General features: G+C 41.6%; 21 protein-coding genes. 10 read left to right on the top strand and 11 right to left on the bottom strand.

The window, feature by feature from the left end; genetic code table 11:
- Positions 1-55: 55 nt before the first annotated feature.
- Entirely contained in the window at positions 56-928 is an 873-nt protein-coding gene (locus tag UYC_RS0128900; RefSeq protein WP_016879047.1) for a 6-carboxytetrahydropterin synthase, read from the top strand.
- A gap of 752 nt (positions 929-1680) precedes the next feature.
- A complete protein-coding gene (locus tag UYC_RS0128905) occupies positions 1681-2670 on the top strand; it encodes a glycosyltransferase family 2 protein (protein WP_016879046.1) in 990 nt (329 codons plus the stop codon).
- Here the strand turns inward: UYC_RS0128905 and UYC_RS0128910 are convergent.
- The 3 genes from UYC_RS0128910 to mscL form a co-directional block, all read right to left on the bottom strand.
- Positions 2663-3634 (bottom strand): PrsW family intramembrane metalloprotease, encoded by a 972-nt coding sequence (locus UYC_RS0128910; protein WP_016879045.1) that lies wholly within the window; start codon positions 3632-3634, stop codon positions 2663-2665. The two genes, UYC_RS0128905 and UYC_RS0128910, sit on opposite strands and share 8 nt — an antisense overlap.
- Complete coding sequence (locus UYC_RS0128915) at positions 3627-4547, bottom strand: class I SAM-dependent methyltransferase (RefSeq protein ID WP_016879044.1); 921 nt, start codon at positions 4545-4547, stop codon at positions 3627-3629. The genes UYC_RS0128910 and UYC_RS0128915 overlap by 8 nt, the downstream gene beginning before the upstream one ends.
- 256 nt (positions 4548-4803) lie before the next feature.
- Positions 4804-5259: a large conductance mechanosensitive channel protein MscL gene (mscL, locus tag UYC_RS0128920; protein ID WP_016879043.1), complete on the bottom strand. Its 456-nt coding sequence runs from the start codon at positions 5257-5259 to the stop codon at positions 4804-4806.
- A 132-nt stretch (positions 5260-5391) separates the two neighbouring features.
- Here mscL and UYC_RS0128925 point away from each other — a divergent pair, with 132 nt between their 5' ends.
- On the top strand, positions 5392-5820 hold the full coding sequence (locus UYC_RS0128925; protein ID WP_016879042.1) for a VOC family protein: 429 nt from the start codon (positions 5392-5394) through the stop codon (positions 5818-5820).
- Positions 5821-5860: 40 nt separating this feature from the next.
- Here UYC_RS0128925 and UYC_RS0128930 read toward each other — a convergent pair whose 3' ends face one another.
- Positions 5861-6508, bottom strand: a complete 648-nt coding sequence (locus UYC_RS0128930; protein WP_016879041.1) for a TetR/AcrR family transcriptional regulator — start codon at positions 6506-6508, stop codon at positions 5861-5863.
- 185 nt (positions 6509-6693) lie between these two features.
- Between UYC_RS0128930 and UYC_RS0128935 the strand changes: the two genes are divergently transcribed.
- Positions 6694-7833 carry an FAD-dependent monooxygenase gene (locus UYC_RS0128935; protein ID WP_016879040.1) on the top strand — a complete coding sequence of 380 codons (1140 nt, stop codon included), beginning with the start codon at positions 6694-6696 and terminating at the stop codon, positions 7831-7833.
- 172 nt (positions 7834-8005) lie between these two features.
- On the opposite strand, the gene UYC_RS0128940 is transcribed toward UYC_RS0128935, so the two are convergent.
- The gene (locus UYC_RS0128940) at positions 8006-9691 is read right to left on the bottom strand and encodes a DUF3352 domain-containing protein (protein WP_016879039.1); all 1686 of its coding nucleotides are present in this window, start codon (positions 9689-9691) and stop codon (positions 8006-8008) included.
- Positions 9692-10416: 725 nt separating this feature from the next.
- On the opposite strand from UYC_RS0128940, the gene UYC_RS0128945 reads away from it, so the two are divergent.
- Positions 10417-13029: a M1 family aminopeptidase gene (locus UYC_RS0128945; RefSeq protein WP_016879020.1), complete on the top strand. Its 2613-nt coding sequence runs from the start codon at positions 10417-10419 to the stop codon at positions 13027-13029.
- A gap of 112 nt (positions 13030-13141) precedes the next feature.
- On the opposite strand, the gene UYC_RS0128950 is transcribed toward UYC_RS0128945, so the two are convergent.
- The 4 genes from UYC_RS0128950 to UYC_RS0128965 form a co-directional block, all read right to left on the bottom strand.
- Positions 13142-14056 carry an EamA family transporter gene (locus UYC_RS0128950; protein ID WP_016879019.1) on the bottom strand — a complete coding sequence of 305 codons (915 nt, stop codon included), beginning with the start codon at positions 14054-14056 and terminating at the stop codon, positions 13142-13144.
- Positions 14057-14268: 212 nt separating this feature from the next.
- On the bottom strand, positions 14269-14952 hold the full coding sequence (locus tag UYC_RS0128955; protein WP_016879018.1) for an NADPH-dependent F420 reductase: 684 nt from the start codon (positions 14950-14952) through the stop codon (positions 14269-14271).
- A gap of 56 nt (positions 14953-15008) precedes the next feature.
- Positions 15009-15587 carry a TetR/AcrR family transcriptional regulator gene (locus UYC_RS0128960; protein WP_016879016.1) on the bottom strand — a complete coding sequence of 193 codons (579 nt, stop codon included), beginning with the start codon at positions 15585-15587 and terminating at the stop codon, positions 15009-15011.
- Positions 15588-15722: 135 nt separating this feature from the next.
- Entirely contained in the window at positions 15723-16010 is a 288-nt protein-coding gene (locus UYC_RS0128965) for a DUF3471 domain-containing protein (protein WP_016879014.1), read from the bottom strand.
- 258 nt (positions 16011-16268) lie between these two features.
- Between UYC_RS0128965 and UYC_RS0128970 the strand changes: the two genes are divergently transcribed.
- From UYC_RS0128970 to UYC_RS35815, 3 genes are all read left to right on the top strand, one after another.
- Positions 16269-16850, top strand: coding sequence for a hypothetical protein (locus UYC_RS0128970; RefSeq protein WP_016879013.1), 582 nt, complete (start codon positions 16269-16271; stop codon positions 16848-16850).
- Between the two features lie 210 nt (positions 16851-17060).
- A complete protein-coding gene (locus UYC_RS0128975; protein WP_016879011.1) occupies positions 17061-17279 on the top strand; it encodes a hypothetical protein in 219 nt (72 codons plus the stop codon).
- 133 nt (positions 17280-17412) lie between these two features.
- Positions 17413-17673 (top strand): hypothetical protein, encoded by a 261-nt coding sequence (locus UYC_RS35815; RefSeq protein ID WP_016879761.1) that lies wholly within the window; start codon positions 17413-17415, stop codon positions 17671-17673.
- 182 nt (positions 17674-17855) lie between these two features.
- Here UYC_RS35815 and UYC_RS0128985 read toward each other — a convergent pair whose 3' ends face one another.
- Complete coding sequence (locus UYC_RS0128985; RefSeq protein WP_016879762.1) at positions 17856-18695, bottom strand: fasciclin domain-containing protein; 840 nt, start codon at positions 18693-18695, stop codon at positions 17856-17858.
- A gap of 796 nt (positions 18696-19491) precedes the next feature.
- Here UYC_RS0128985 and UYC_RS0128990 point away from each other — a divergent pair.
- Together UYC_RS0128990 and UYC_RS0128995 are read left to right on the top strand one after the other, a co-directional pair.
- Positions 19492-20289, top strand: a complete 798-nt coding sequence (locus tag UYC_RS0128990; protein ID WP_016879006.1) for a glutathione S-transferase family protein — start codon at positions 19492-19494, stop codon at positions 20287-20289.
- Positions 20290-20410: 121 nt separating this feature from the next.
- Positions 20411-22144, top strand: coding sequence for a helicase HerA domain-containing protein (locus UYC_RS0128995; RefSeq protein WP_016879004.1), 1734 nt, complete (start codon positions 20411-20413; stop codon positions 22142-22144).
- 105 nt (positions 22145-22249) lie between these two features.
- Here UYC_RS0128995 and UYC_RS0129000 read toward each other — a convergent pair.
- Positions 22250-23325: O-antigen ligase family protein (locus UYC_RS0129000; protein WP_016879002.1), on the bottom strand; the 1076-nt coding region annotated here is incomplete at its 5' end.

A 23325-nucleotide genomic window follows, 5' to 3' on the forward strand; every position in this document is an offset into this window, starting at 1 on the left:
GCTGCTGAAAAGGTTAGAATATTAAGAAATATTAAACTAAGCTACCAGTGTACTCATGCAATGCGTTGTAAATCGCCGCGCTCAGTTTTCGGCAAGTCATCGTTATTGGTTGCCAGAACTGAGTGAAGCCGAGAATGTTGAGAAATTTGGTGCTTGCTCCCGTTTTCCCGGACATGGGCATAACTATGTCTTATTCGTTTCCCTGGTTGGGGAATTGGATAAATATGGCATGGTGTTGAACTTGTCGGATGTGAAGCAGGTTATCAAGCAAGAAGTAACCAGCCAACTAGACTTTTCTTATCTCAACGATGTGTGGGCAGAATTTCAGCAAACTCTGCCCACAACAGAGAATATTGCACGGGCAATCTGGCAGCGGTTAGCACCCCACTTGCCTTTAGTCCGCATACAGCTATTTGAAAATTCTGAGCTTTGGGCAGATTATATGGGAAATGGAATGGAAGCTTATCTAACTGTTAGCACTCACTTTAGCGCTGCCCATCGGTTAGCGCATCCCAATCTTAGCAATGAAGAGAACTTCGAGATTTATGGTAAGTGCGCTCGTCCCAACGGTCACGGGCACAATTATCATTTAGAAGTGACAGTCAAAGGGGAAATAGATCCACGCACTGGCATGATTGTGGATTTAGGCGCTTTGAATCAGGTGATAGAAGATTATGTAGTTGAGCCATTCGATCACACCTTCTTGAACAAAGATATCCCTTACTTTGCAGAGGTTGTTCCCACTGCTGAAAATATCGCACTGCACATTAGTAATTTGTTGCGATCGCCCGTTCAGGATTTGGGAGCTAAACTTTTCAAAGTCAAATTAATCGAAAGCCCAAATAATTCTTGCGAAATTTACTGCACTGAGCCAGAGTCAAATATAGTTAGTGCTGCACAGAATCAGCCAGCTTTAATCGGCTTATAGCTATAAATACGCAAATTTTTGGGGAACCTACGATACAAACTCTAGTTTAATATCTCCTTTTTCTCAAATCTTTGTCTGTTGAATTCTTATCTATCTTCTCAAACTTGAAGGTAAGTAATTAATTCTGACACAGCTTCAAATCTGCTAATGTAAAAGGGATTATTCACTGGAGTTTTGTTTGAGAACTCGATAGTGACGAACAAAGTTCTTAATAGGTTCCCCTTTTATTGTGTCCATTTTCTGACTTAAATAAACAATCTTTCAAATTTTCTTTCTGAGAATACGCGTTTGCGTGCTAGGTTAATTTTTATCATTCAAAAAATACAAAAAATGATAACGTCAATAAAAATTATCTAAATAAACAACTCATCCTATTTAAAAGTATTATAGTTATTCTCTTCCTAAAGAGAGATAAAACTTAAGTTTTTACAAGTATCCTTGGTTATTATATTTTGATAGCTTGATTGCTACTTTTTTGTTTTTAGTTGATATCTGTAAACACTAGCAACAGAAAATAAAAAGTCGCGAAAATTACAAAATAGTTCAACAAGCTGGATGTTTGACAATGAGAATCATCATTTTCAGTCGAGACAACTAAATTGCATTGAATCTCTAGAACATAGAACTACTACAGATATGCAAGCATTTGATTTTTCTTGCTTGTTAAATTCTTGATATCTCAAAAATTTCTGGTATTGCCAATCGATTTATTGCGTTCCCCAGAAATTAAAGAAACCGTAAGCAGCTAAGTTATGCCAAAAGCCATGAATTCTCAAGATTCCCTAGTTAGTGTAATTGTACCGATTTACAATCGCTCTCAATATCTCAAGCAAGCAATTGAAAGTGCGCTCAGTCAAACCTATAAAAATATTGAGATTATTGTGACTGATGATTGTAGCCCCGAAAATCCTCAAGCAATAGTTGAATCTTTTAGCGATCCGCGAATTAGATTCCGGCGAAATGCCAAAAATTTAGGAGTAGCTCGGAATATTGCCAGCGCTGTTACTGAGGCACGCGGAAAATATATTGCTAGTCTAAACGACGATGATATCTGGAACGAGAACTTTTTAGAAAAGCTTGTTCCCCACCTCGATGCTAATCCAAACTTAGTCTTGGCTTTTAGCGACCACTACATTATAGATGCGGATAGCAGTATTGATGAGGTTGCAACTGAAGAGTGTAGCAAACTTTGGAAGCGAAATCATCTAGAAGAAGGAGTTTACCAACCTTTTTGTGAAATTGGGTTAATTCATCAAGCTGTACCAAGTGCAGTTGCTGCCGTGATTCGCAAAGATGCAATTGATTGGAAAAATTTTCCATCTCAAGTAGGGCCTTTTTGGGATTTATATTTAACTTACCTTGCTTGTCGAACTGGTAGTGGAGCATATTATTGTCCAGAAAGACTGAGTAAATATCGGATGCACCCACTAGCTGAAACAATGGCGATCGGCAGCCAAAATCCTCAAGCCAAAATTAGAGGAGCAAAGGCAAGCATATTTTGTTTTAGTCAGTTTATGGAAGACGAGCAGTTACAGCAATTTCATGGTTATTTCAGAGCAAAATGGTTACACGCACACACAACTCTAGGAATTGGATTATTGCGAGCCGAACGAGCCTTAGAAGCTCGCTCGCTCCTTTTACACGCTTTCAGCCAACAAAAATTTAACCTGAGAACTCTCGTAGCACTAGTATTAAGTTTTACTCCCAAACCATTGGTACGCAGATTATTCCTAGCTATTTAAAATAGCGCCGACGTGCTGAATATCGTAAGTAACAATAAATTGTCCATGCTACTAGTCCGAAAATTAAATTGAGCAGGAAGCGGCTAAGTAAAAGCCACAGAGTACCAGGGTAAAAAACCTGCGACGGACTAAGAGAATTAAAACTTCTTACCAATAGAAATAACCCAAAAATAGCATTACCACCCAACATCAGGGCAAACACTACCAAACCTTGCTCCCATAACCGATGTCGAAGGGTATAACCACTGATGAGGATAATAGGTGCTTTTTCTTGCACTTTTCGCAATAATTGTTCCAGTCGCCAAAACATCCATACGAAAAATGGAAACAAACCGTAGCTGAGGAAAAATAGGGGTGCTGGATAACGCCAACTGCTGGATAGAAAATTCACCAAGGCATGACAGATGACAGAATTGAACCATGAGCGAGGAATATTTGGGGTGTAGCGCCGTAACTGAGTTTTTGACTGCAAAAATAACGCCAAAGCATATCCCCAGGGTGCTGAGAACATGGCATGAACAGGTGTACCGATCGCCCGATCAAATACAGATGCCGTTTCGTGGAAAAGGTAAATCCAGTTTTCTTGAGCAGTAAATCCCAGGGCAACGGCGATAGTGAAGAGAAAAATACTACTAGGGCGTAATCGATACCTGCGTTGAAAATACCAGCTGGGAATCAGAACTGCTACCATCTTACAGCCTTCTTCGATGGGGCCGACTACCAACACCTGCCGCAGAGCAACACCCACAAGAGTACGCCTAATTTCTCGCCAAGCTGCAAAAGAGTTAATGTGCGTTTCCACAACCCATCCCAGACTGAGGGCAACAAAACCCGATATTGCTCCGAAAACGAAGAATAACAGCAATCGCAGCAAGGAAGGGGCGGTGGAAACACGCCGATAATAGTAAATCAGCAGTAGCAGGGGAGGTGTTACCGCCCACAGTACTAAAAAGAAATTAGCCACTCACCTGAGCAATGACAGTGCGGTGACGAGGGCTGTTGCGAGTGATGGTGGGAGTTTGGAAACCCGCGTCTACCAACGTTTGCTCAATATCCAAGCCGAAATATTCATCTAGGTACGGCTCTGTGCTTTTGAGCAAAGTCAAAATGTAAGGAGGCATTTTCTTGTAAACTTCCGATTTCGGATTCATATCCATAATTGCCAAATGCCCACCTGAACGCAGCAAACGCCGCGCTTCCGCGAAAATGCGCCTAGTTGCAGACTGGGGCAATTCATGACACATCAAGAAAATAGAAACTAAATCAAACGAGGCATCTGGTAATCCAGTTGATTCAGCAGCAGCATGAACCCAATTAATATTAGCTTGACGCTCTTGGGAGCGATAGTGGGCAACAGCTAAGAAGTAGGGAGATAAGTCTAAACCCGTAATTTTGGCATGGGGATAAAGTTCTTGCAGGGCAAAGGTACTCATTCCCACACTGCAACCCAAATCTAGGATATCTTGGGGCTGTTGGGAGATTTGCTGCTTGAGGATTTCGTGATAACTTTGACGCAGTTTTGGATCTCCTTGTGCTCCAGCATCCTTCCAAATCCCAGAATGAACGGCGTAAGCAGCAACTTCTGCTTCTAAGGCAGCTTCCCAACATAAATCACCTTTTTCGTAGGCGTGGAATGAGGTGAGGTAATACTCTGGGTAATTAATCTGGGGATTTTGTACTTTTGCTAGTTCGCTTTCCCAATCGTGCGATCGCAGACGAGAAACATTCTTTCTCCAAGGCACCCCTATTTTCTCAGCACGTTTAATCATCATTTGACGAGCTTGATGCTTGGCGAGGCTATATAGCGGTTTGATTGCCAGTACCCCATTTACCAAGCGTGAAGCCAATCCGGGAGTATTATTTACAGCCGTGTTCATCAGTAAAGTTGCTCAAATAATTAGCCTGCTTTGTGTAACCAGGACAAAGCCTGTTTATTTGCATCATAATCCTTAAATAGAGCCATTCTCGCAATCAAAAATTTTTCTAATTAACAAAGGACACGACTATGCCGTGCCCTGGGATAATCCAAGTTATTTTAGTTTCTACAGTCGCAAACACCAAATCACGTATTTGGAAATAGCTTGATATCAATGTTGTAAATTGCAAAAAAACTGATGTGATAAATGTCACTTTTTACATTCTTTCAACGGTGGGTGCTAACTCAGAAGTGCAAGCACGACAACGAGTGGCAGCAAGAGGAATTTTTTCCAAACAATAGGGACATTCTTTTTCTGTAGGTGCTGGAGGAGCCATCTCTTCTTTGCGTTTGAATCTAGCGATCGCCCGAATAGCTAAGTACAAAGCAAAAGCAATAATTAGAAAATCGACTACGTTGCCTAAAAATGAGCCGAGCGCAATTTTACCCTTTCCTACAGGGATACCAAATGTTCGCCAATCAGTGCCTGTGAAAGCCAATAAAGGATTCAGCAGTGGCATGATGATGTCTTCAGTGAAAGAGGTAACGATTTTGCCGAAGGCTGCACCAATAACTACTCCAATCGCCAAATCCATGACGCTGCCCTTGAGAGCAAATTCCCGAAAATCACGAATAAATCCGTTGATGTTTCTGCTGTTACGTCCTACAGCCATAATTCTTAAAATTTTCTCTTAATGAAGATATAGAGATAATCTTATTACTATCTTTTCAAGCTGGAGACAGTTGAAAAAATAATTTAGTAATTGTGCGTAAATCAGTAATACCAGGTATGATTTACAAGACTTATGTTCCTCGATCGCCCCTCTCGCAGTTCGTTAGAAGTATCTATGCAGATTACCGCTTCAGCGATTTCACTCAACGTAGATGATGTCACAGCATCAGCAACGTTCGTAAAGCAACATTTTGGCTTCAGTGAGGAAATGGCAGCCGAGGGCTTTGTTTCTCTCTCTAGATCAGATGCTGGCTTTAACCTAATTTTTCTCCAAACCAATCTCGAAAGTTTCAAACCCATCCATATGCGGGGACATCGAGCCGATGGTCTACTCATTGTCTTTGTAGTGGATGATATTGATCGGGAATACGCGCGAATTCAATCAGAAGGTGTGGAGATTACAACCGCGATCGAGACTGAATCTTGGGGTGAAAGGTTCTTTCAAGTCACAGATCCCAACGGTGTCGTGATTCAACTCGTTCAGTGGGACACCGAAAAATAGGAGAAACAGCATCAACCCGCGTCTAATGCCCTCTACCTTTTTAAGGGTTTCGCACACCAGCTAAAATCAACGCGATCGCTTCTTGAGCGTGTTGTTCTAACATTGCTTTACTCAAGAGCCGCTTACCTTGAGGATGCTGCTGAATATTACCCGCGCCTACAAAATAGAACAAGCAAGTACCCATAATGTTAATAGCTGATTGAAATGGATCGAGTTTGCGAAATACTCCTGTAGCAACTCCTCGTTCTAAAATTTTTACTAATTTTGTATCAATACTTAGAGAACTACTGCGCTTGTAATATTTCCCCTGATTTTGTACTGCTTCGTGAAACATAATCAACGGTAACTTTGGATTCCGCGATACGCAATCAAGCAGTGCAGTGAGAAACTTTTCTAATGCCGCTTCCGGAGATAGATGATCTAAATCTAACTGTTGACTTGTTTGCAAAAGATCTGAGTGCGATCGCTCCAAGACTGCCTGATACAAGCCTTCTTTATCCTTGAAGTAGTAATAAATCATTGACTTCGCTACACCCGTTTTCTTCGCGATCGCCTCTGTTCTGGCAGAAGTCAGACCATGTTTGGCGAATTCTTCTTCTGCTGCTGCTAAAATCACAGCTTGGGTTGCCTCTGCATCTCGAATTTGCCTACTATTCAAATTCTTTTCAGCTTTGATTTGACGCGCCACAACATTTCCAACTCATTAACTGACTGTTACGTCAGTATAGCCTGTATATCTTGAGCAATTAAGGGACAAGATTAATAGAGATATTAATAATATCGACTAAATAGTCAGTTGACAAGCAATAATTTATATTTGATAGTAATTAATCAACTGACAAGTCTGTCAATTACAACATTAATTTATTAAAGATGCGAACAAAAAAGAAAATTATTATCGTTGGTGGTGGCATTGGTGGTGCTGCCGCCGCACTCGCTCTTTACCGTGCTGGTTTTGAAGCTGTTGTCTATGAGCGAACAAAAGAACTGCGGGAGGTTGGTGCTGGGATTGCTCTGTGGGCAAACGCTACACACATTTTGAAAAATTTAGATTTACTAGAAGATGCAATCCGCGTCGGCTATCTGACTACGAATTATCAATTTAATTCGCAAAGTGGTAAAGAGTTGGTAAACATACTTGTCGATCGCTTTGAGTTGCCTGTTGTGGCAATCCATAGAGCAGAATTACACCAGCTATTGTGGCGCAACGTACCCCATGAGAAATTTGACTTGGGACAAACCTTTGAACGATTTGAGCAGGATAGAAGTCAGGTGCGTGCCTATTTGACTTCCGGTTTAACAGTTGAGGGAGATGCTTTGATTGGGGCTGATGGTTTGCGATCGCGAGTACGAGCAAACTTGTTGGGCGATCATCCACCTACCTATCGAAACTTTAAGACTTGGCGGGGTTTGACGGATTATATTCCAAGTAGATACCGTCCTGGCTATATTCAGGAATTTTTAGGATGTGGCAAAGGTTTTGGTTTTTTGATGCTTGGTAAAGGGCAAATGTATTGGTATGCGGCAGCGATCGCAAAAGAAGCGCAACCGGATGCTAAGATTGGTCGCAAACAAGAGCTGGAACTCATGTTCCAAGATTGGTTTCCATCAATTCCTGAATTGATTGCTGCCACAGAGGAAGCCAACATTGTAACGACAGATCTCTACGATCGCCCGCCAACTCAACCTTGGAGCAAGCAGAATATTACGTTACTAGGTGATGCCGCCCATCCCATGCTACCAACACTAGGACAGGGAGCGTGTACCGCTTTAGAGGATGCCTATGTAGTCACTAAATGCTTGCAAGAACACTCAGATCCCACCACCGCTTTCCAACAGTATGAATCTTTGCGATTCTCCCGTACAAAGGCGATTGTTGAGCAGTCTTTGCGATCGGGCAAGATGGGCGAATTCAAAAATCCTTTTGCAGTAGCAGCGCGAAATACATTTATCAAGGTAATGGGAGCTTCTATTGGCAACAGTTTCAAGTCTCTTCATGCTTACAGAGCTTAATAAATGTAGAAATTACACAAAATCCCTCTAAAATTCTCTTGACTCCGTGTTCTCTGCGCCCTCTGCGGTTTATTATTCCATAGCTTGTGCGTAAATCCTGTAAGTTTAAGATCCCCGACTTCTTTAAAAAATCGAGGATCTATAGCCTCTATTTACATGACGAACTATAACTCTATTTCGTTTTCTGCTTCAGAGCTAACAAAATCTCCATTTGAGCGATAGAATTGTCGGGGCTATTAGCAGTAATGCCCACACCATGAATAGAACTGAGAACAGCATTGGCTTCCGGTGGCAAGGGCTGGCTTTGCTGGGTGAAGCGATTAATCAGGGACAGGATTTTGTTCATATCTAGGTAGAAGTAACCACCATTTGGCTTTTGTAAAGAGCCAGTCACAGCTTTGAAGTTTTCGCTGCTGTCTAGAGATTGCTTGGGAGAAGCGATCGCATCCACCACAGAATCACCCACAGTCACAGCCAGTGTATTTTGATTTAGCCAACCATGAGCTAACAAAGCTCCTTGGCGGGGAACTTGCCATTCAATCATATCTTTACCACCAATATTTCTTGGAGCAATATTGATTTGTTGAGTTTTGGCAAGGGTATCCAATTTGGTGAAGATGGCTTCAGCTGTTTTGCGATCGCTAGTGTGGAATAAAAAAGCTCCCCCAAACCCAACTTGCGCCAACATACCTTGATTTGCTGGAATCGCAGCAAAACCAAATTCTCCATCCATCCAACCAAAAATTTCTTTATCCAAATCTATATTGACTACTTTGAGTTGCGCCCGTGCTTGCTCTAGTACTTGTTTGAATTCAGGATAGTCTTTGGACTGTTCTACCAATGCTGACCACCATTTATTAATACCCTGGCCGCTAATTAAGGCAATTGTATCAGCAGGTAATTGCGATACCACCTGACTGGGAGTATTTTGATATTGGAACTTAACAAGTGCTGGATCTAAATTGGCGATCGCTTTCATTCGCACTCCCGCATCATCTATACCCACACCAAACACCATAGATTTAACCGACTTCAACTGTGTTAAAGTTTGGGGCGGTAGTGGTGCTGCTTGTGGACTTGTGGCGATCGCTTGCTGTACTGTACTCGCGTAATCGGGTATATAAACTTGTGCTACGGTGTTTTCTAAATTCACACCTTTGCTAAGAATAGTATTTGCACCTTCTTTAGTAAGAAAGGAAGGCTCTCCTTTAAAAGTGTCAATAGCTTGTTCTACAGCTTGTTTTTCGGGAGCAAATACCACATGATTGTTCAAAACAGCACTGTATGTGGGTTTGCCCTTGCTTGTAGTTTCTGCAATTTTTTGACCTTTGTAGTCTATTTCCTTTGTCGTGACGCCTTTTTGCCCTTTGAGTTTGTTAGCAAAATTTAAAGCTGCAAGTTTATCTTTGATTCCCACCACCATCAAAGTATTAGTTTCTGGCAACTTTTTGGTGATAAGTCCATTTGGTGTTGGCGAAGTTCCATTGAACTGAGCAGGCTTAGTTGGAGTTGTTGGCAATACTGCAATCATCACACCACCTATCCAAGGTTTTAAGTCTTTTTCGTAAGAAAAATTGCTGTCATTCAACACATCCTGATTAAAATTCTCCAACCCTTTTGCCACTAACTTTTGTGCTTCCGGAGTGCCAAATTGCTCTAGCTTTGCCCAAACTTTCGGATCTGTGGAAATATAAGTTGCCATTAATGCTTCATTTGGTACTACTTTGGCACTAGGAACCGCACCTGAGATATCTCCAGCAGTACCACCCTTGAAATACATATAAGCAACTATACCTCCTGCCACAATTAGAACAGTCCCAACGGCAGGAATTAACAACTTTGATTTATTTTCGGGCATAGTTTGTCCTTTGTTGATCACATTGACTTCGAGGCAGTTCCAAGCGTCACTGTAAAGTTTTCGGAATCTGCAACCCAGCGATTGAGACTTATACCGATTCCCTCACACAGGAACGTAAGGATTGTCTATGCCCATCATTTTTAGCCTGACGCAACGCTAGTCTCTATTTATCGCTGCAATTACTTAAACATTAGTAATATTTGAAACTTAAAATCTAGTAAAAATTAGGACAGGCTACAATGGTTGTGAAAACAGAACCCATAAATATGGGTACTGGTGATTAGGGATCGGGAAGAAGAGGACAAGGAGACACCCAGAAGGAGTGAGGGTATCAAAGAGGAAAGGTACGAGGGTATTTACTCTTATTCTCTCGCTCCCTCACTCTCCCCCTCCTCTTCAAGCGTCCCTAGTCCCTAACCCCTAGCCTCTAGTCCCTAGTCCCTAGCCTAAGCGCCCCTATTTTCAGGACAGCTATGTTCTTCCTTGAGAAATATTTAATATGAGTAATATTGCAAGCTATCCTAAGCTATATATCCTACTCAATTAGAACCTATTACGGTGTCGAGCACGATAAATCAAATAAAACAGTGTTAAATGATACAGAGTGCCCTGTATCAGAGTGGGAAATATCGAGGGTTGATTTGGGAAGTAAATACGATGTAGCTATCTTTAATGTTTTTCATAACTAAAACTATTTTAAAGTTATCAGGAATTAGAAGGTCAGAATGTCTCATTTTTCTTTAGACACAGAAAATAATCGCTACAAATCTTTTGAATTACCAGGAGCCAAACCACACTACAACCCCGATCGCCCTGGACAGGTTGAGCATATTTTTCTCGATCTCAATTTAGATATTCCTACCCAGAGTCTTAGTGGTAAGTGCAACATTACTCTGTTGCCGATCCGTAATGGTGTTGACCGTTTGACATTGGATGCTGTTAACCTGAATATTGAATCCGTGCAGGTGGATGAGGAACCGCAAAAATTTGATTATGACGGGGAAAAGCTATCTATTAAACTCGACTCACCCACGCAAGCTGACAAGCAAATCAAAATAGCGATCGCCTACTGGGTCGAAAAACCTCAGCGCGGTATTTACTTTATTCAGCCAGACAAATACTATCCCAACAAACCTACCCAAGTTTGGACACAAGGAGAAGATGAAGACTCGCGCTTCTGGTTTCCCTGCTTTGACTACCCAGGGCAGCTGTCTACTTCCGAAATTCGCGTGCGTGTTCCCAAACCTTTGATTGCTATTTCCAATGGCGAATTAATTGCCACTGAAGAAGACGGTAATTATAAAATATATCACTGGTTGCAGCAGCAGGTTCATCCTACCTACTTAATGACGTTAGCGGTAAGTGATTTTGCGGAAATCCGAGATGAGTGGAATGGCAAACCTGTCACCTATTACGTAGAAAAAGGGCGGGAAGCAGATGCAAAGCGCAGCATGGGCAAAACCCCGCGGATGATGGAGTTTTTAAGCGAAAAATATGGGTATCCTTATGCGTATCCCAAATATGCCCAAGTCTGCGTAGATGACTTTATTTTTGGTGGAATGGAAAACACCTCCACAACGATACTCACTGATAGATGTTTATTAGATGAGAAGGCAGCTTTAGATAACCGCAATACTGAAAGTTTAGTTGTCCACGAACTAGCACACCAATGGTTTGGCGATTTGGTAGTGATTAAGCATTGGTCTCATGCTTGGATTAAGGAAGGAATGGCTTCCTATTCTGAGGTAATGTGGACAGAGCATGAATATAATGCAGATGAAGCAGCCTACTACCGTTTGCTCGAAGCTCGCAGCTATATAGCTGAAGATAGCAGTCGCTACCGTCGTCCAATGGTAACGCACATTTACCGGGAAGCAATAGAGCTTTATGATCGCCATATCTACGAAAAAGGATCTTGTGTTTATCACATGATCCGTGCCGAACTAGGCGAAGAACTATTTTGGAAAGCAGTGCAGACATTTGTGCGGGATAACGCCCACAAAACTGTAGAAACTGTAGACTTACTGCGAGCGATCGAAAAGGCAACGGGGCGTAATCTCTTGTTCCTCTTCGATCAGTATGTTTATCGTGGTGGTCATCCCGATTTTAAAGTAGCTTACTCTTGGGATGGGGATGCCAAATTAGCAAAAGTGACAGTAACTCAAACCCAAGCCAAATTTGATCGCAATGGCAGTAGCAGTGATTTATTTGACTTGCGCATCCCGATTGGTTTTGGTTATACCAACAATGCAGAGGCGGGTTATGGTGCGTCTTCTGATTTAAAAATTTTCAACGTGCGCGTTCATGAACGCGAACAAAGCTTCTATTTTCCTCTCGAAGAAAAACCCCAGTTTATTAGCTTCGATGTCGGGAATCATTTCTTAAAAACCGTCGCTTTGGAGTATCCAATACCAGAGTTAAAAGCGCAGTTGGAATTCGATCCTCACCCCATCTCCCGGATTTACGCAGCCGAAGCTTTAGCGAAAAAAGGAGGATTAGAAGCTCTCAAGGCATTAGCGACGGCACTACAAAAAGATCCTTTTTGGGGTGTGCGTGTAGAAGTAGCTAAACAACTAGCAGAAATAAAGTTGGATCAAGCTTTTGATGCTTTGGTGGTGGGATTAAAAGACAAAAAATCCTATGTGCGCCGGGCTGTAGTGATGGCACTGGCAAAAATCAAAACCCACGCCAGCTATAAAGCTGTGAAAGAATTTGTACAGGAAGGAGACGCCAGTTACTACGTAGAAGCAGAAGCCGCTCGTGCCATTGGGGGAATTGCTGCTGCCTGTTTAGAAGAAAAACCTAAAGAAGAAAAAGTTGTTAAACTGCTGAAAACTGTTTTGGAAGAAAAAGCGGGTTGGAATGAAGTAGTTAGAAGTGGGGCGATCGCTGGTTTAGCAGAACTCAAAACTTCGGAAGCAGCTTTAGATCTAATTTTGGAATACACCAGATTGGGTGTACCGCAAGCTTTGCGTTTAGCGGCAATTCGTGCTTTAGGTAAGATTTCTGTGGGGCAAACTCCTGTTAACCTAGAGCGAATTTTAGAGCATTTGGCTGAACTTGCTAAGGAAACCTTCTTTTTAACGCAAATAGCAGTAGTTACAGCACTGGGGCAAATGGAAACCCCCAAGGCGATCGCTATTTTACAATCCCTGAGCGATCAAACAGCCGATGGACGTGTGCGTCGCTATGCCGAAGAAGAAATTGCCAGAGTGCAAAAGAATATTGGCACAGAAAACGCAGTTAAACAATTGCGCGAGGAACTAGATCAACTTAAGCAACAAAATCAAGAACTGAGAAGCCGTTTGGAAAACTTGGAAGCTAAGTCGTCGAAGTAAGAGGGAACAGGGGATAGGTGACAGGGGACAGGGGACAGGTGACAGGGGATAGGGAACAGGGATTAGGAAGAAAGAAATTTTACTACCCGATGCCCAATCCCCGATACCGGACTCATAAATCTGCTTTTTGATTAAGTTGCAAAATCAGCACTGCTCCCAGAACCAGAATACTGCCCAATATTTGTAGTGGTGTCAGAGCTTGCCCAAACCAAAACCAGGCAATAACAGCAGCGATCGCTGGTTCTAAGGTAGCTGCGATCGCTGCTCGATCTGCTCGCACTCGCTGAATACCCCAGCAATAGAACAAAAAGGGAAGCAGTGTGCCGCCAACTCCTACAAACAAAACTCCTAGTAAATTATTTGCTTGAATCAAGCTAGTGGGAAATCCTTGCGGAAGTTGAACCGCAATCCAAAATAAACTTGCCACAATGAAGCCTTTCAACATCACCGTCACGGCATCATTAGCCATCCCCACCCGTTCTGCTAATAAAGTATAGGTTGCAAATAGAATCGCGCTGAGAAATGCACTGCCAAGCCCGATTGTGTCAAGCTGGCTCACATCGCCCCCTGATACCTGAGCTACTAACACCACTCCCACAATCGCGGCTGTTGCTGCCGCACCCACAGAAAATGAGGGTAAACGCCTTGTGGTAAGTGCAATCCACAGGACAATCAAGGCTGGAGCAGTATATTGAATCACAATCGCAACCGCAACCTCAAGCCGAGCGATCGCAAAGTAGTACGTAAAGTTCACTAACGCTAGAGCCAAGCCCAGCATCAAAATCCAACCGTTGATTTGGAAGTTTTTCCAAATGGATAACTTTCGAGTTTGCAGCCCGCTTAACACGCCTAATCCCACTGCTGAAATTGTGGCGCGAGCCTCTACCAACTCAAAGGGAGTAATCCCAGACTGGAAAAGCCCTTGAGCTACATTTGCCCCTACCGCCCACAAGATTGCGGCAAGGGCTATCGCGCCTAAACCCAGCAATGCAGAAGAGCGAAACTCTTTTTTGGAAGCAACTGCCATCTTGAGTACGTGTTGTTGACACACGCTGAAAGTTAAAAAATTAATCAATCATGAATACTGGGTTACTATTGGTAATTCCTGATTGATTACCTAATTGCCAACATCCCGTAGTTTATAGTCTACTGAATCGTTCGCGATCGCCAAATAATCCTGCAATTCTCTACGTTCTAGTAATTACATATCTTAGTTTCCTTTGGCATCACAAAGGTTTTCTAAGCAATAATTTCTGCTAGGCGATCGCACTGTCCCGGTGTCCAAGGTTCTCCTAGTAACTTATAGTTCATCCGTGGGAAAAAGCCATATCTTTGACCTAATTCACCACTTAATAGAGTCATCCGTTCTATCGTTCGGGCATTGCTTAGTTTCCCGGTATCAATGTAGCGAAAGGGCGTTTTTCCCACGAGGCTAAAAAACTTGGTTTTCGCTTGCACATCATCGCTGACAACAAATACATCACTGACTGTCTCTCCAAATTGCGGAGCGTCAAATACTTCCCACCAAACATTTTTGAACGCACCTACAACTCGTGTTTTAGGAAACTGTTGCTGAATTTGCTCTGCTCCACTGGTATCCCACGGCAGAATGAAATCCGAGTAATCACTGTTAAATGGATTGGAAATATCAATATAAACCTTGCCATCTAGCTGATTCCGCAATGGCTCAAGGGTATCTAGCAAACCGTCGCGTAAAAATAGGGCTGGCAAGACAAATTCGGCTGTTGCGGCATCCACATAACTACCTGAGGTAATTTGCTCGCGCCCCAATTTCTGTACAATTCTGGCTGAACGCTCACGAAAACGCGAACCGAGAATTACACTCTGCCCTCCATCCGCAAACATCAGCGCAAGGCGAATTCCCATTCTACCTGTGCCAAGAATGCCAATTGTGCTATTCATAATTTTCTCCTAATTTATCTATCTACTAGTTGGTAGGCAAAAGAATAAAAAAATATTTATCCCTTCACCAGTTGCATCAGTTGCTCAATCACTGCTCGATATTGCTCAACACCACCACTGGCACGGACAATTAAGATTCCACCCTCTAAAAGAGAGAAAATCAGCGTTGCCATTGCTTTCACATCACCAGGAAACCCAAATACTCCTGTGTTGCGACCTTCATTCAGGATTGTCGCTAATCTTTCTTCATTGTTACGGTAGAATACTGCAACACGTTCTACAAGTGGATTTTTCAGAGTTGCCAGTTCAGCGCCAAGCATACCGCACAGACAAGCTTTGTCATGGTTGCCACTACTGAGCGTCGCTTCAAACAACCCACAATAGCGACGGAGTTTCTCATCTGCTGGAATGGGCATAGCAATAATATTGTCCACCAACCGCAGAAAGTAAGCGTTATATCGGTCAAGCAAAGTTGCAATCAAGTCATCCTTCGTTGGAAAGTGATGGTGGATGCTTGCTTTACGAATCCCGACTGCAACGCTGATATCCTGGTAGCTGATGGCGTTTACACCCAAGCGCTGGATGAGTTCTTGGGCTGCATCGAGAATTTGAGTTCGAGTATCTTTCAAATTCATGTCTCCATTCTACTAGTAGGTAGGCAAAGTGTCAAGAACAAAGAATAAAAATAAAGGATTGTTTGTTAGTGAGAGGGTCATAGCGGAATGGGACTAAGTTAAGTACTCCTAACACGCTGGTTAAGCAGTGATTTTTTACTTAACTTTTTTCGCTGATATGCTTGTGCCATTTTGGCGAAGACTCAATTCAGTGACTTGCCCCAGGGAAGATTTGACAAACACAACAGTTGCATTTACTGTCTTAGCAAAAAATTCAAGGGGTGATTTTGGGTAAAGTTGAAAGGGAGCTTGTTGAGCGATTTGAAAAAAGAGAGCATCATCTTTTTTATTTACTTTTATCAAACCATTTTTGAATTCGTACTCGCCAAGGTAAGCATTGTAAATTTCTGGTGCGACAGAAAAATATATTGGTTTTTGAGGCAAAAGCTCCAGCCAATTATATTCAAAAGCGATCGCACCACAGTTTGGGGCTAGCTTTCCGAGAACTGTAACCAGAGTCCACGCTTAAATCGTGTATTCTAAAGCCTATCTTCACTAATCCAGCAATTTTGTTCTATGTTGCGTCACCAGTTGGCGATCGCCTGAATAAATCGCAAACCCTCTCGCTTAACAAGCGTGCCATTCGGGTCATAGCAGGATAAGTACCAAAATAATCCACAATCAGGTTCAAAAATAAAATTAATGCACGAACTTCCTGAGTACATTACGCATTACTACGAACAAGGGAGCGACATTCTCAAAAACATTTGCAGTCATCCTGATGAAGTAGCGGAGGTGATACTAGCACATCTCAAAGAAAATGGTAAGCGGACATGGCTGCATCCTGGGTATCTTGAGGAACGGCGCAGAGTCGAAGCATGGTTGTACGAAGAGTTTGAAGAGAAGGGTAAAAAGCCATATCTCAAGCACCCACTTTATTTTGTCTTAGGCGAAAACGATGACTTTTTTCAAAAAAATGGGTTTTTTAGCAATGCTAACCCTGCGAAATTAAGACTGCCTTTGTCGCTTTTTACAAGTGACATGATTTCGTTTACATATCCTGATAGTATGCCAAGTTTGGCAATTGCGACACTTGAGCGAGGCGAAGCATATCGGAAACCTTTTCACGGAAAAGTCTTTACTTTAGAAGAAATAAATGACATTGTGCAGGCGTATGGATTGCCAGGGGATAAGTGGAAATATGAAGAGTACTGGCGCTATGACCGTTTTATTGAAGTACAAATATGGGATGACCGACCCATTTGGAATTTTTTACAAAGTTAGGATTAAAACATTTATTAAGGACAGAAAACCGAATTGAATATAGCGATAAGTGAATTACTTAGTCGTATAATTACATAATTGTAATTTGACAATCAAGACAAAAAAAATTACAATATATACAATTTAGTAATTCCTTAAAAACAAAGATATAAGGAATGCTTGCAAATAACAAGCTTATTGGAATTATCGTATCAATGTAGGAAAAGCTTTATGCGATTAAAAAGATGGGAGTCACCCCGCCGACAAGGCAGGAATGACAAAGGAAAAGGAGGATCTGCACGACAACGGCAACTCAAGAAACAGCAGCAGATGCTTCGACGCAAGTTGAAGACGGGAGATGAAGAAAAAAGCAAATATCAAGAAAGGGGGGAAGCGAATTTAAACTTCCCCCTATTTTTTGGCTTTTCGATGATAAAAATAAAGCTTTAATATAAATTCCTCACAAGTTCCTCAACTTCTTGACCTATAACTCACAGTGGAGAAGTTTAGGAATTATGAATTTACTTTCAAATCTCCATTTCACCTCTCGAAAGAGGCAAAATCTTACGTTGGAGCGTGGTTTATGGCAAGAAGATGGGCAACACTCCAGAGAACACAAAGGCAGGAGAAAATCTTACTTTCAGAGCAAGCAGAATGCATGGGTGGAATACTAAAGGAACGAATCTCATACTCTTGGGAAAGTTACTCTCCGACAATAAATCATAGCTTGCATGAGAAGTTGTCAGGCTATTTTGCCGATACTTCCAGAATGGCAGATTTAGCACGTTCTCATTTTGGTTATCGGCATTGGGCAAGGCTGAAGATTGCCAGATCTATAACTTAGTAGAGATAGTTAACGGTTACTTCTACGATCGCACTCCTCACCGCAACATCCTGAATCGAGAAAGACTCCTCAATGCGATCGCTTATCTAATTGTGAATATAAAAAGCCCTATTCAAAATCGATTTGAACAGGGTTTACGGCTAAAAACTGTGTGCCTACAGAGACATAATGAGCTAACAAAATTACAAGTTAGGAGGCAATATTACTTGATCGATTGCATGGATGACGCCGTTACTACCTTTAATATCTGGTTTCACAACATTAGCATCATTTACCATTACGCTCTTGCCACCATCAGCTTTGACAGTGATTGGACTGCCTTCAACACTGTTTACTTCACCAGATTTTAAGTCAGTTGATAATACCTGACCAGGAACTACATGATAAGTCAAAATTTTGACCAATACTTCTTTATTTTCTGGCTTCAACAAATCTTGTACAGCATCTTGTGGTAATTTAGCAAAAGCTGCATCTGTGGGTGCAAATACAGTGAAAGGCCCTTTGCCCTGCAAAGTTTCTGTTAACCCAGCTGCTTTCAAAGCTTTAGTTAACATTGAAAATTCCTTATTGGATTCTGCCAGAGCCACTAAATTTTTACCTTCTGTGCCTGTTGATGGTTGAGTAGGAGTTGTCTCTACTCCTGGTGTAGGAGCAGGCTCGGTAGGTGTAGTTTCAGGGGTTGTAGGTGGAACTGCCGGAGTACTTCCAGGACAAGCAGCGCGATTATAAGGGCACTCATCTAAAATACTTGGTCTAGGATTTAGCGGCCCTTGTCCTGTATTTTGTACTAGATTGTTTTTACTTGGTTTTTTGCCCTTGGGTGCAGACGCAGGCGCACTAAGTGTGTATTGAGTATTAGCCAAAATGCTTTGAGTGCGGCTATACAGAGTTTCTTGGAACAAACCAGGTTGACGATTGAGAGCCTCGTTTGCTCCTACAGGTAACCCAATTAGGAGACTTGCGCTCGTCACTCCTGCTATACCAGCCAACTTGGTCAGCAAATTGCTATAATCTACCTTCATAAATTTTGTTTGGCTTAAATTTCTACACATTACCATAAAGATTTATAACATCTTGCTACGCAAAAAATCTAATTGTATAAGTAATTTTTGATTGCACAAAGCAGTTGTGATCATAATATCCAATATCTTTCAGATACTTATACAAAGAGTGATTGAGTGCCATGAGTGCAAACAAAATATCAATAAAATATATATTAAGTAAAGCGACTCATAGGAACACTTATATGTTCCCTGAGAAAACAACTAGTCTTTAGAAATTACAGAATAAATCTTTTTATATGGCAAAATTTAAATTCGTCTCAGCCTAAAACTTTTACTGAAAGTTTTTTTGTTTGGCAATAATAAATACAATAATTTCAGTAAGTTTAACGAGTAAACCACTCATCTTCCTAAATGTATGTCTATCTATAGAAATTTCGCATTCAATGGCATAAATAATTAAAGATTAGGGTTTATTATGCTTGCGGTCGCAAATTTTTCATGATTGCTTCCATAAATCTAAAGATGTAGAACCATGGTAATACAAAAAAGCGTTTCAACTACGTTGTTAAAATTTTTACCATTGCTGCTTGTGTAATTAAATAATTTAGTGCTAATCGGCAAATAGAAAATGAAATTTTCCAACAAAATTGTCTATGCAAGTATTTTTGCTGATTTTGACAAGAATACAAATCTTAATCTAATTAGAAATTAAAAAGTTAATTATTATAAATTGAAATCGATTTAAAAAGAGATTAATTTTTATGAAGGCAAAATTGTAAAATTAAAGCATAAACCATAATACAGGGTTTGATAAATGCTGGAATTGTATCAATTTGAACTGTCCCAGTACTCAGAAAAAGTACGCTTAATCCTCGATTATAAAGGTTTGGAATACCGTAAAATCGAGGTTACGCCAGGAATAGGACAAGTAGAACTTTTTCGTTTAACTGGTCAGCGACAAGTGCCCATACTCAAAGATGGGCATCAGTATATTGTTGACTCTACTGAGATAGCTAAGTATTTAGACTTACATTATCCCGATCGCCCACTGATCCCACAAGATTCCAAACAACGGGGTTTATGCCTCATGATGGAAGAGTGGGCAGATGAATCGATTGGCATCAAAGGACGGAAGGCACTATTTTCTGCCATTAGTCAAGACCAAAATTTCCGCAAAGCTTTGTTACCTAATTCTGTTCCCGATGTCTTCAAAACTTTTGTAGAAGGAGTACCAAACGATGTACTCAAACTTTTGGGCTTTGGAGTCGGTTACAGCCCAGAAGCAGTACAAAGAGCGATCGCCGATTTGAAACAAGACTTGGAAGCTTTATGTCTGCTATTGGCAGATAGTCCTTATTTATTAGGAGATGAACCAACCCTAGCCGATTTTGCAGTGGCAGGTTTATCTATATTATTAAAATTTCCTAATGGCCCTTATCTGGATTTGCCAGCCGACATCAGAGGCAAAGGAGTACCTGGTTTAGCAGACAATCCTGCCTATGAACCATTCTTTGTGTGGCGCGATCGCCTTTACGCCCAATTCCGCAAACCAGTTGTAGGTTCTGGGTTCTCCACGGGTACAACTGCGCCTACTTCGATTCAAATTGAGTAGTTAGTGGTTAGTAGTTAGTAGGGGCTAACTACTAACAGTTCTAACAGAAAATAATGTTTATCCACGCCCATCTATTTAAAATTCAACCTAAAATAAGGCACGTAAGTATGTAATTAATGAAATGAATTTAGGACAGCCATTAGGTTCAGTCATACAAGGTTCTCTCATCGGCGGATTAGAAGTGCGATTGCACCCTGATATTTCTGTTGAAGATATGCGGGTGGGCAAATTTCTAGTTGTGCAAGGTATGCGATCGCGTTTTTTCTGTATGCTTACAGATGTGGCACTGGGAACTGCCAATCAACGAATTATCGCTAATCCTCCTAGTTGGGAAGATACTTTTTTGCGAGAAGTTTTAGCCGGTAGTGGTACTTATGGCACCATCAATCTCGCACCCATGCTCATGTTTACCCCCGAATCTAATGAATCTTTTTCGACTACAAATGGTAAATCTGCAAATCCTTTTGTGCCCTCATCGGTAACAGGATTGGCATCATTTCAGCCCCAAACAAGTACAAGTATGGAATTGATGCCAGTCAAAACTATTCCCACTCATTTTAGCCAAGTTTACGAAGCCTCAGAAGAAGATTTTCGCCGCGTATTCGGCTGGGAAGACGATCCCCACAGAAAAAACTTTTCTATCGGTAAACCACTAGATATGGATGTACCGGTATGCATCGATTTAAATCGCTTTGTTGAACGTAGCAATGGCGTCTTTGGTAAATCTGGAACAGGTAAATCTTTTTTGACACGCTTACTTTTAGCAGGAACAATTCGTAAAAACGCGGCAGTAAATTTAATTTTTGATATGCACTCCGAGTACGGTTGGGAAGCTGTATCGGAAGGAAAACAATTCAGTACAGTTAAAGGTTTAAAGCAACTTTTCCCCAGCAAAGTAGAAGTATACACGCTCGATCCAGAATCGACCAAGCGTCGTGGCGTTCCTCATGCTCAAGAACTTTACCTGAGTTACGACCAAATTGAAGTTGAAGATGTTAAATTATGCTCTCGCGATTTAGGACTTTCGGAAGCCAGTATTGATAACGCTAATATTCTCTATGCCGAATTTGGCAAATCTTGGATTCTGCAATTATTGAACATGACCAACGAGGAAATCAAGCTTTTCTGTGAAGAGAAGCGGGGGCACCAAGGTTCAATTACTGCATTGCAGCGCAAACTATATCGGCTGGAAAACTTAAAATATATGCGTGCAGCTTGTCCGCACAACTACATCAATCAAGTTATGCGTTCAATAGAAGCGGGTAAGAACGTTGTGATCGAGTTTGGTTCCCAGTCAGATATGCTTTCCTATATGTTGGTGACGAATATGATTACCCGTCGTATCCACCATTATTACGTCAGTAAAGCAGAAAAGTTTTTGCAGACAAAAAATCCTAACGATAAACCAACACAATTAATGATTACTATTGAGGAAGCACACCGTTTCCTTGACCCTGCCATAGTCCAAAGTACTATTTTTGGTACGATCGCCCGCGAAATGCGCAAGTACTTTGTCACGCTGTTGGTAGTCGATCAACGCCCATCAGGGATAGATAATGAAGTCATGTCCCAGATTGGTACTCGCGTCACTGCCTTGCTGAATGATGAAAAAGATATTGACGCGATTTTTACAGGTGTATCTGGTGCTGGCAGTCTTAAATCAGTATTAGCAAAGTTAGACTCTAAGCAACAAGCCTTAGTTTTAGGTCATGCCGTTCCCATGCCAGTAGTGGTGCGTACTCGCCCCTATGACGCCCAATTCTACACTGAAATTGGTGATGCTGCTTGGGAAGAAAAATCAGATGAGGAAGTTTTTGCTGCTGCTGATTTAGCTAAGGCAGATCTTGGGTTTTAAACAGCCAAAATTAACTATTTCTATATCTATATGACTGAAATCTGATTAAGATAGTGCTTCTATCTCTGTAACTATATAAAAAATACCGAAATCTTAAAGTATAATTTATTCACGAACGCATGACGCTCCAACCAAACTCAACGACCACCAAGCTAGATGCGTATACTGGGCGCACTCAAACCAGGTAAAAGTAAACACAATGTAGGCAATTACCACCGCCTCAATCCCCCGGCAAGGCGACTTAATAACCAGCCATAGACCCAATCCTAACAGCGATAAGTAAGACACTAATCCTAGTACACCTACTGATAAAATTGTATCTAAAATCAAATTGTGTGCTTTCACCGTAGGTAGCGCTTGCCTGCCACGCTGCCCATCAAAGCCCTGGTAATCAAAAGTAAAATCGCCTAAGCGAGTAATCTTCATCCATTTAGAATTTTTGACGTGGGGAAAAGCAGTACCAAAACCATTCATACCCCAACCGAGTAAAGGACGTTTACTGATACCGCGTTGTGATATCTCCCACAAATACACTCTGTCTGATGTCAGTTGTTTGAGAATCTTGGTATTACTATCAAAGTTGAATCGATTGAGTGTTTCAATATTGCGAGTCAAGGAAACTGCACCGACAAACAACAAAGCCACTAACACAGTGCAGAGCATAAAGGAGCGTACTTGTTTGCCCAGAGGGAACTGGTAGAGCCAATAAACTCCTGCGACAACAAAAGCTAGTATTCCCGCCCTAGTTTGAGTTAATAGCAATGCAGGGATAATCAGGATACTAGCTATAGCAGCATAACGAGTGTTTATCCACCGCCATTGCCAACCAACAAGCGTTATAACTGCCACTGCTGCTAGGACAAATGAAGCATGACCGCGATGAGAATACAAGCCGATTGGCTGTTGATTTTGGAAAATGGTACTAACCAGAATATTATCTAGTAGTAGTTGCCCGCTTGTGGCAGTGTAGTCGATGCGCCAGTTAATAACTTGAGGAAAGATACTCAAGGCAAGGATAACACCGCTAATGACTAAACCAATGAATTGAGAACGGGCTAATTCAGGATGCAGTCTTAGTAGTAGGCTATTGCTGAGAGTGAAGATAGCGATTAGTAACCAGTAAAGCAAGCCATCACCCATCTGCTCTTGACCGAATAGGGAACGTAAGGGGAAGGGACTAG

This window comes from Chlorogloeopsis fritschii PCC 6912 (assembly GCF_000317285.1).
Classification (GTDB): domain Bacteria; phylum Cyanobacteriota; class Cyanobacteriia; order Cyanobacteriales; family Nostocaceae; genus Chlorogloeopsis; species Chlorogloeopsis fritschii.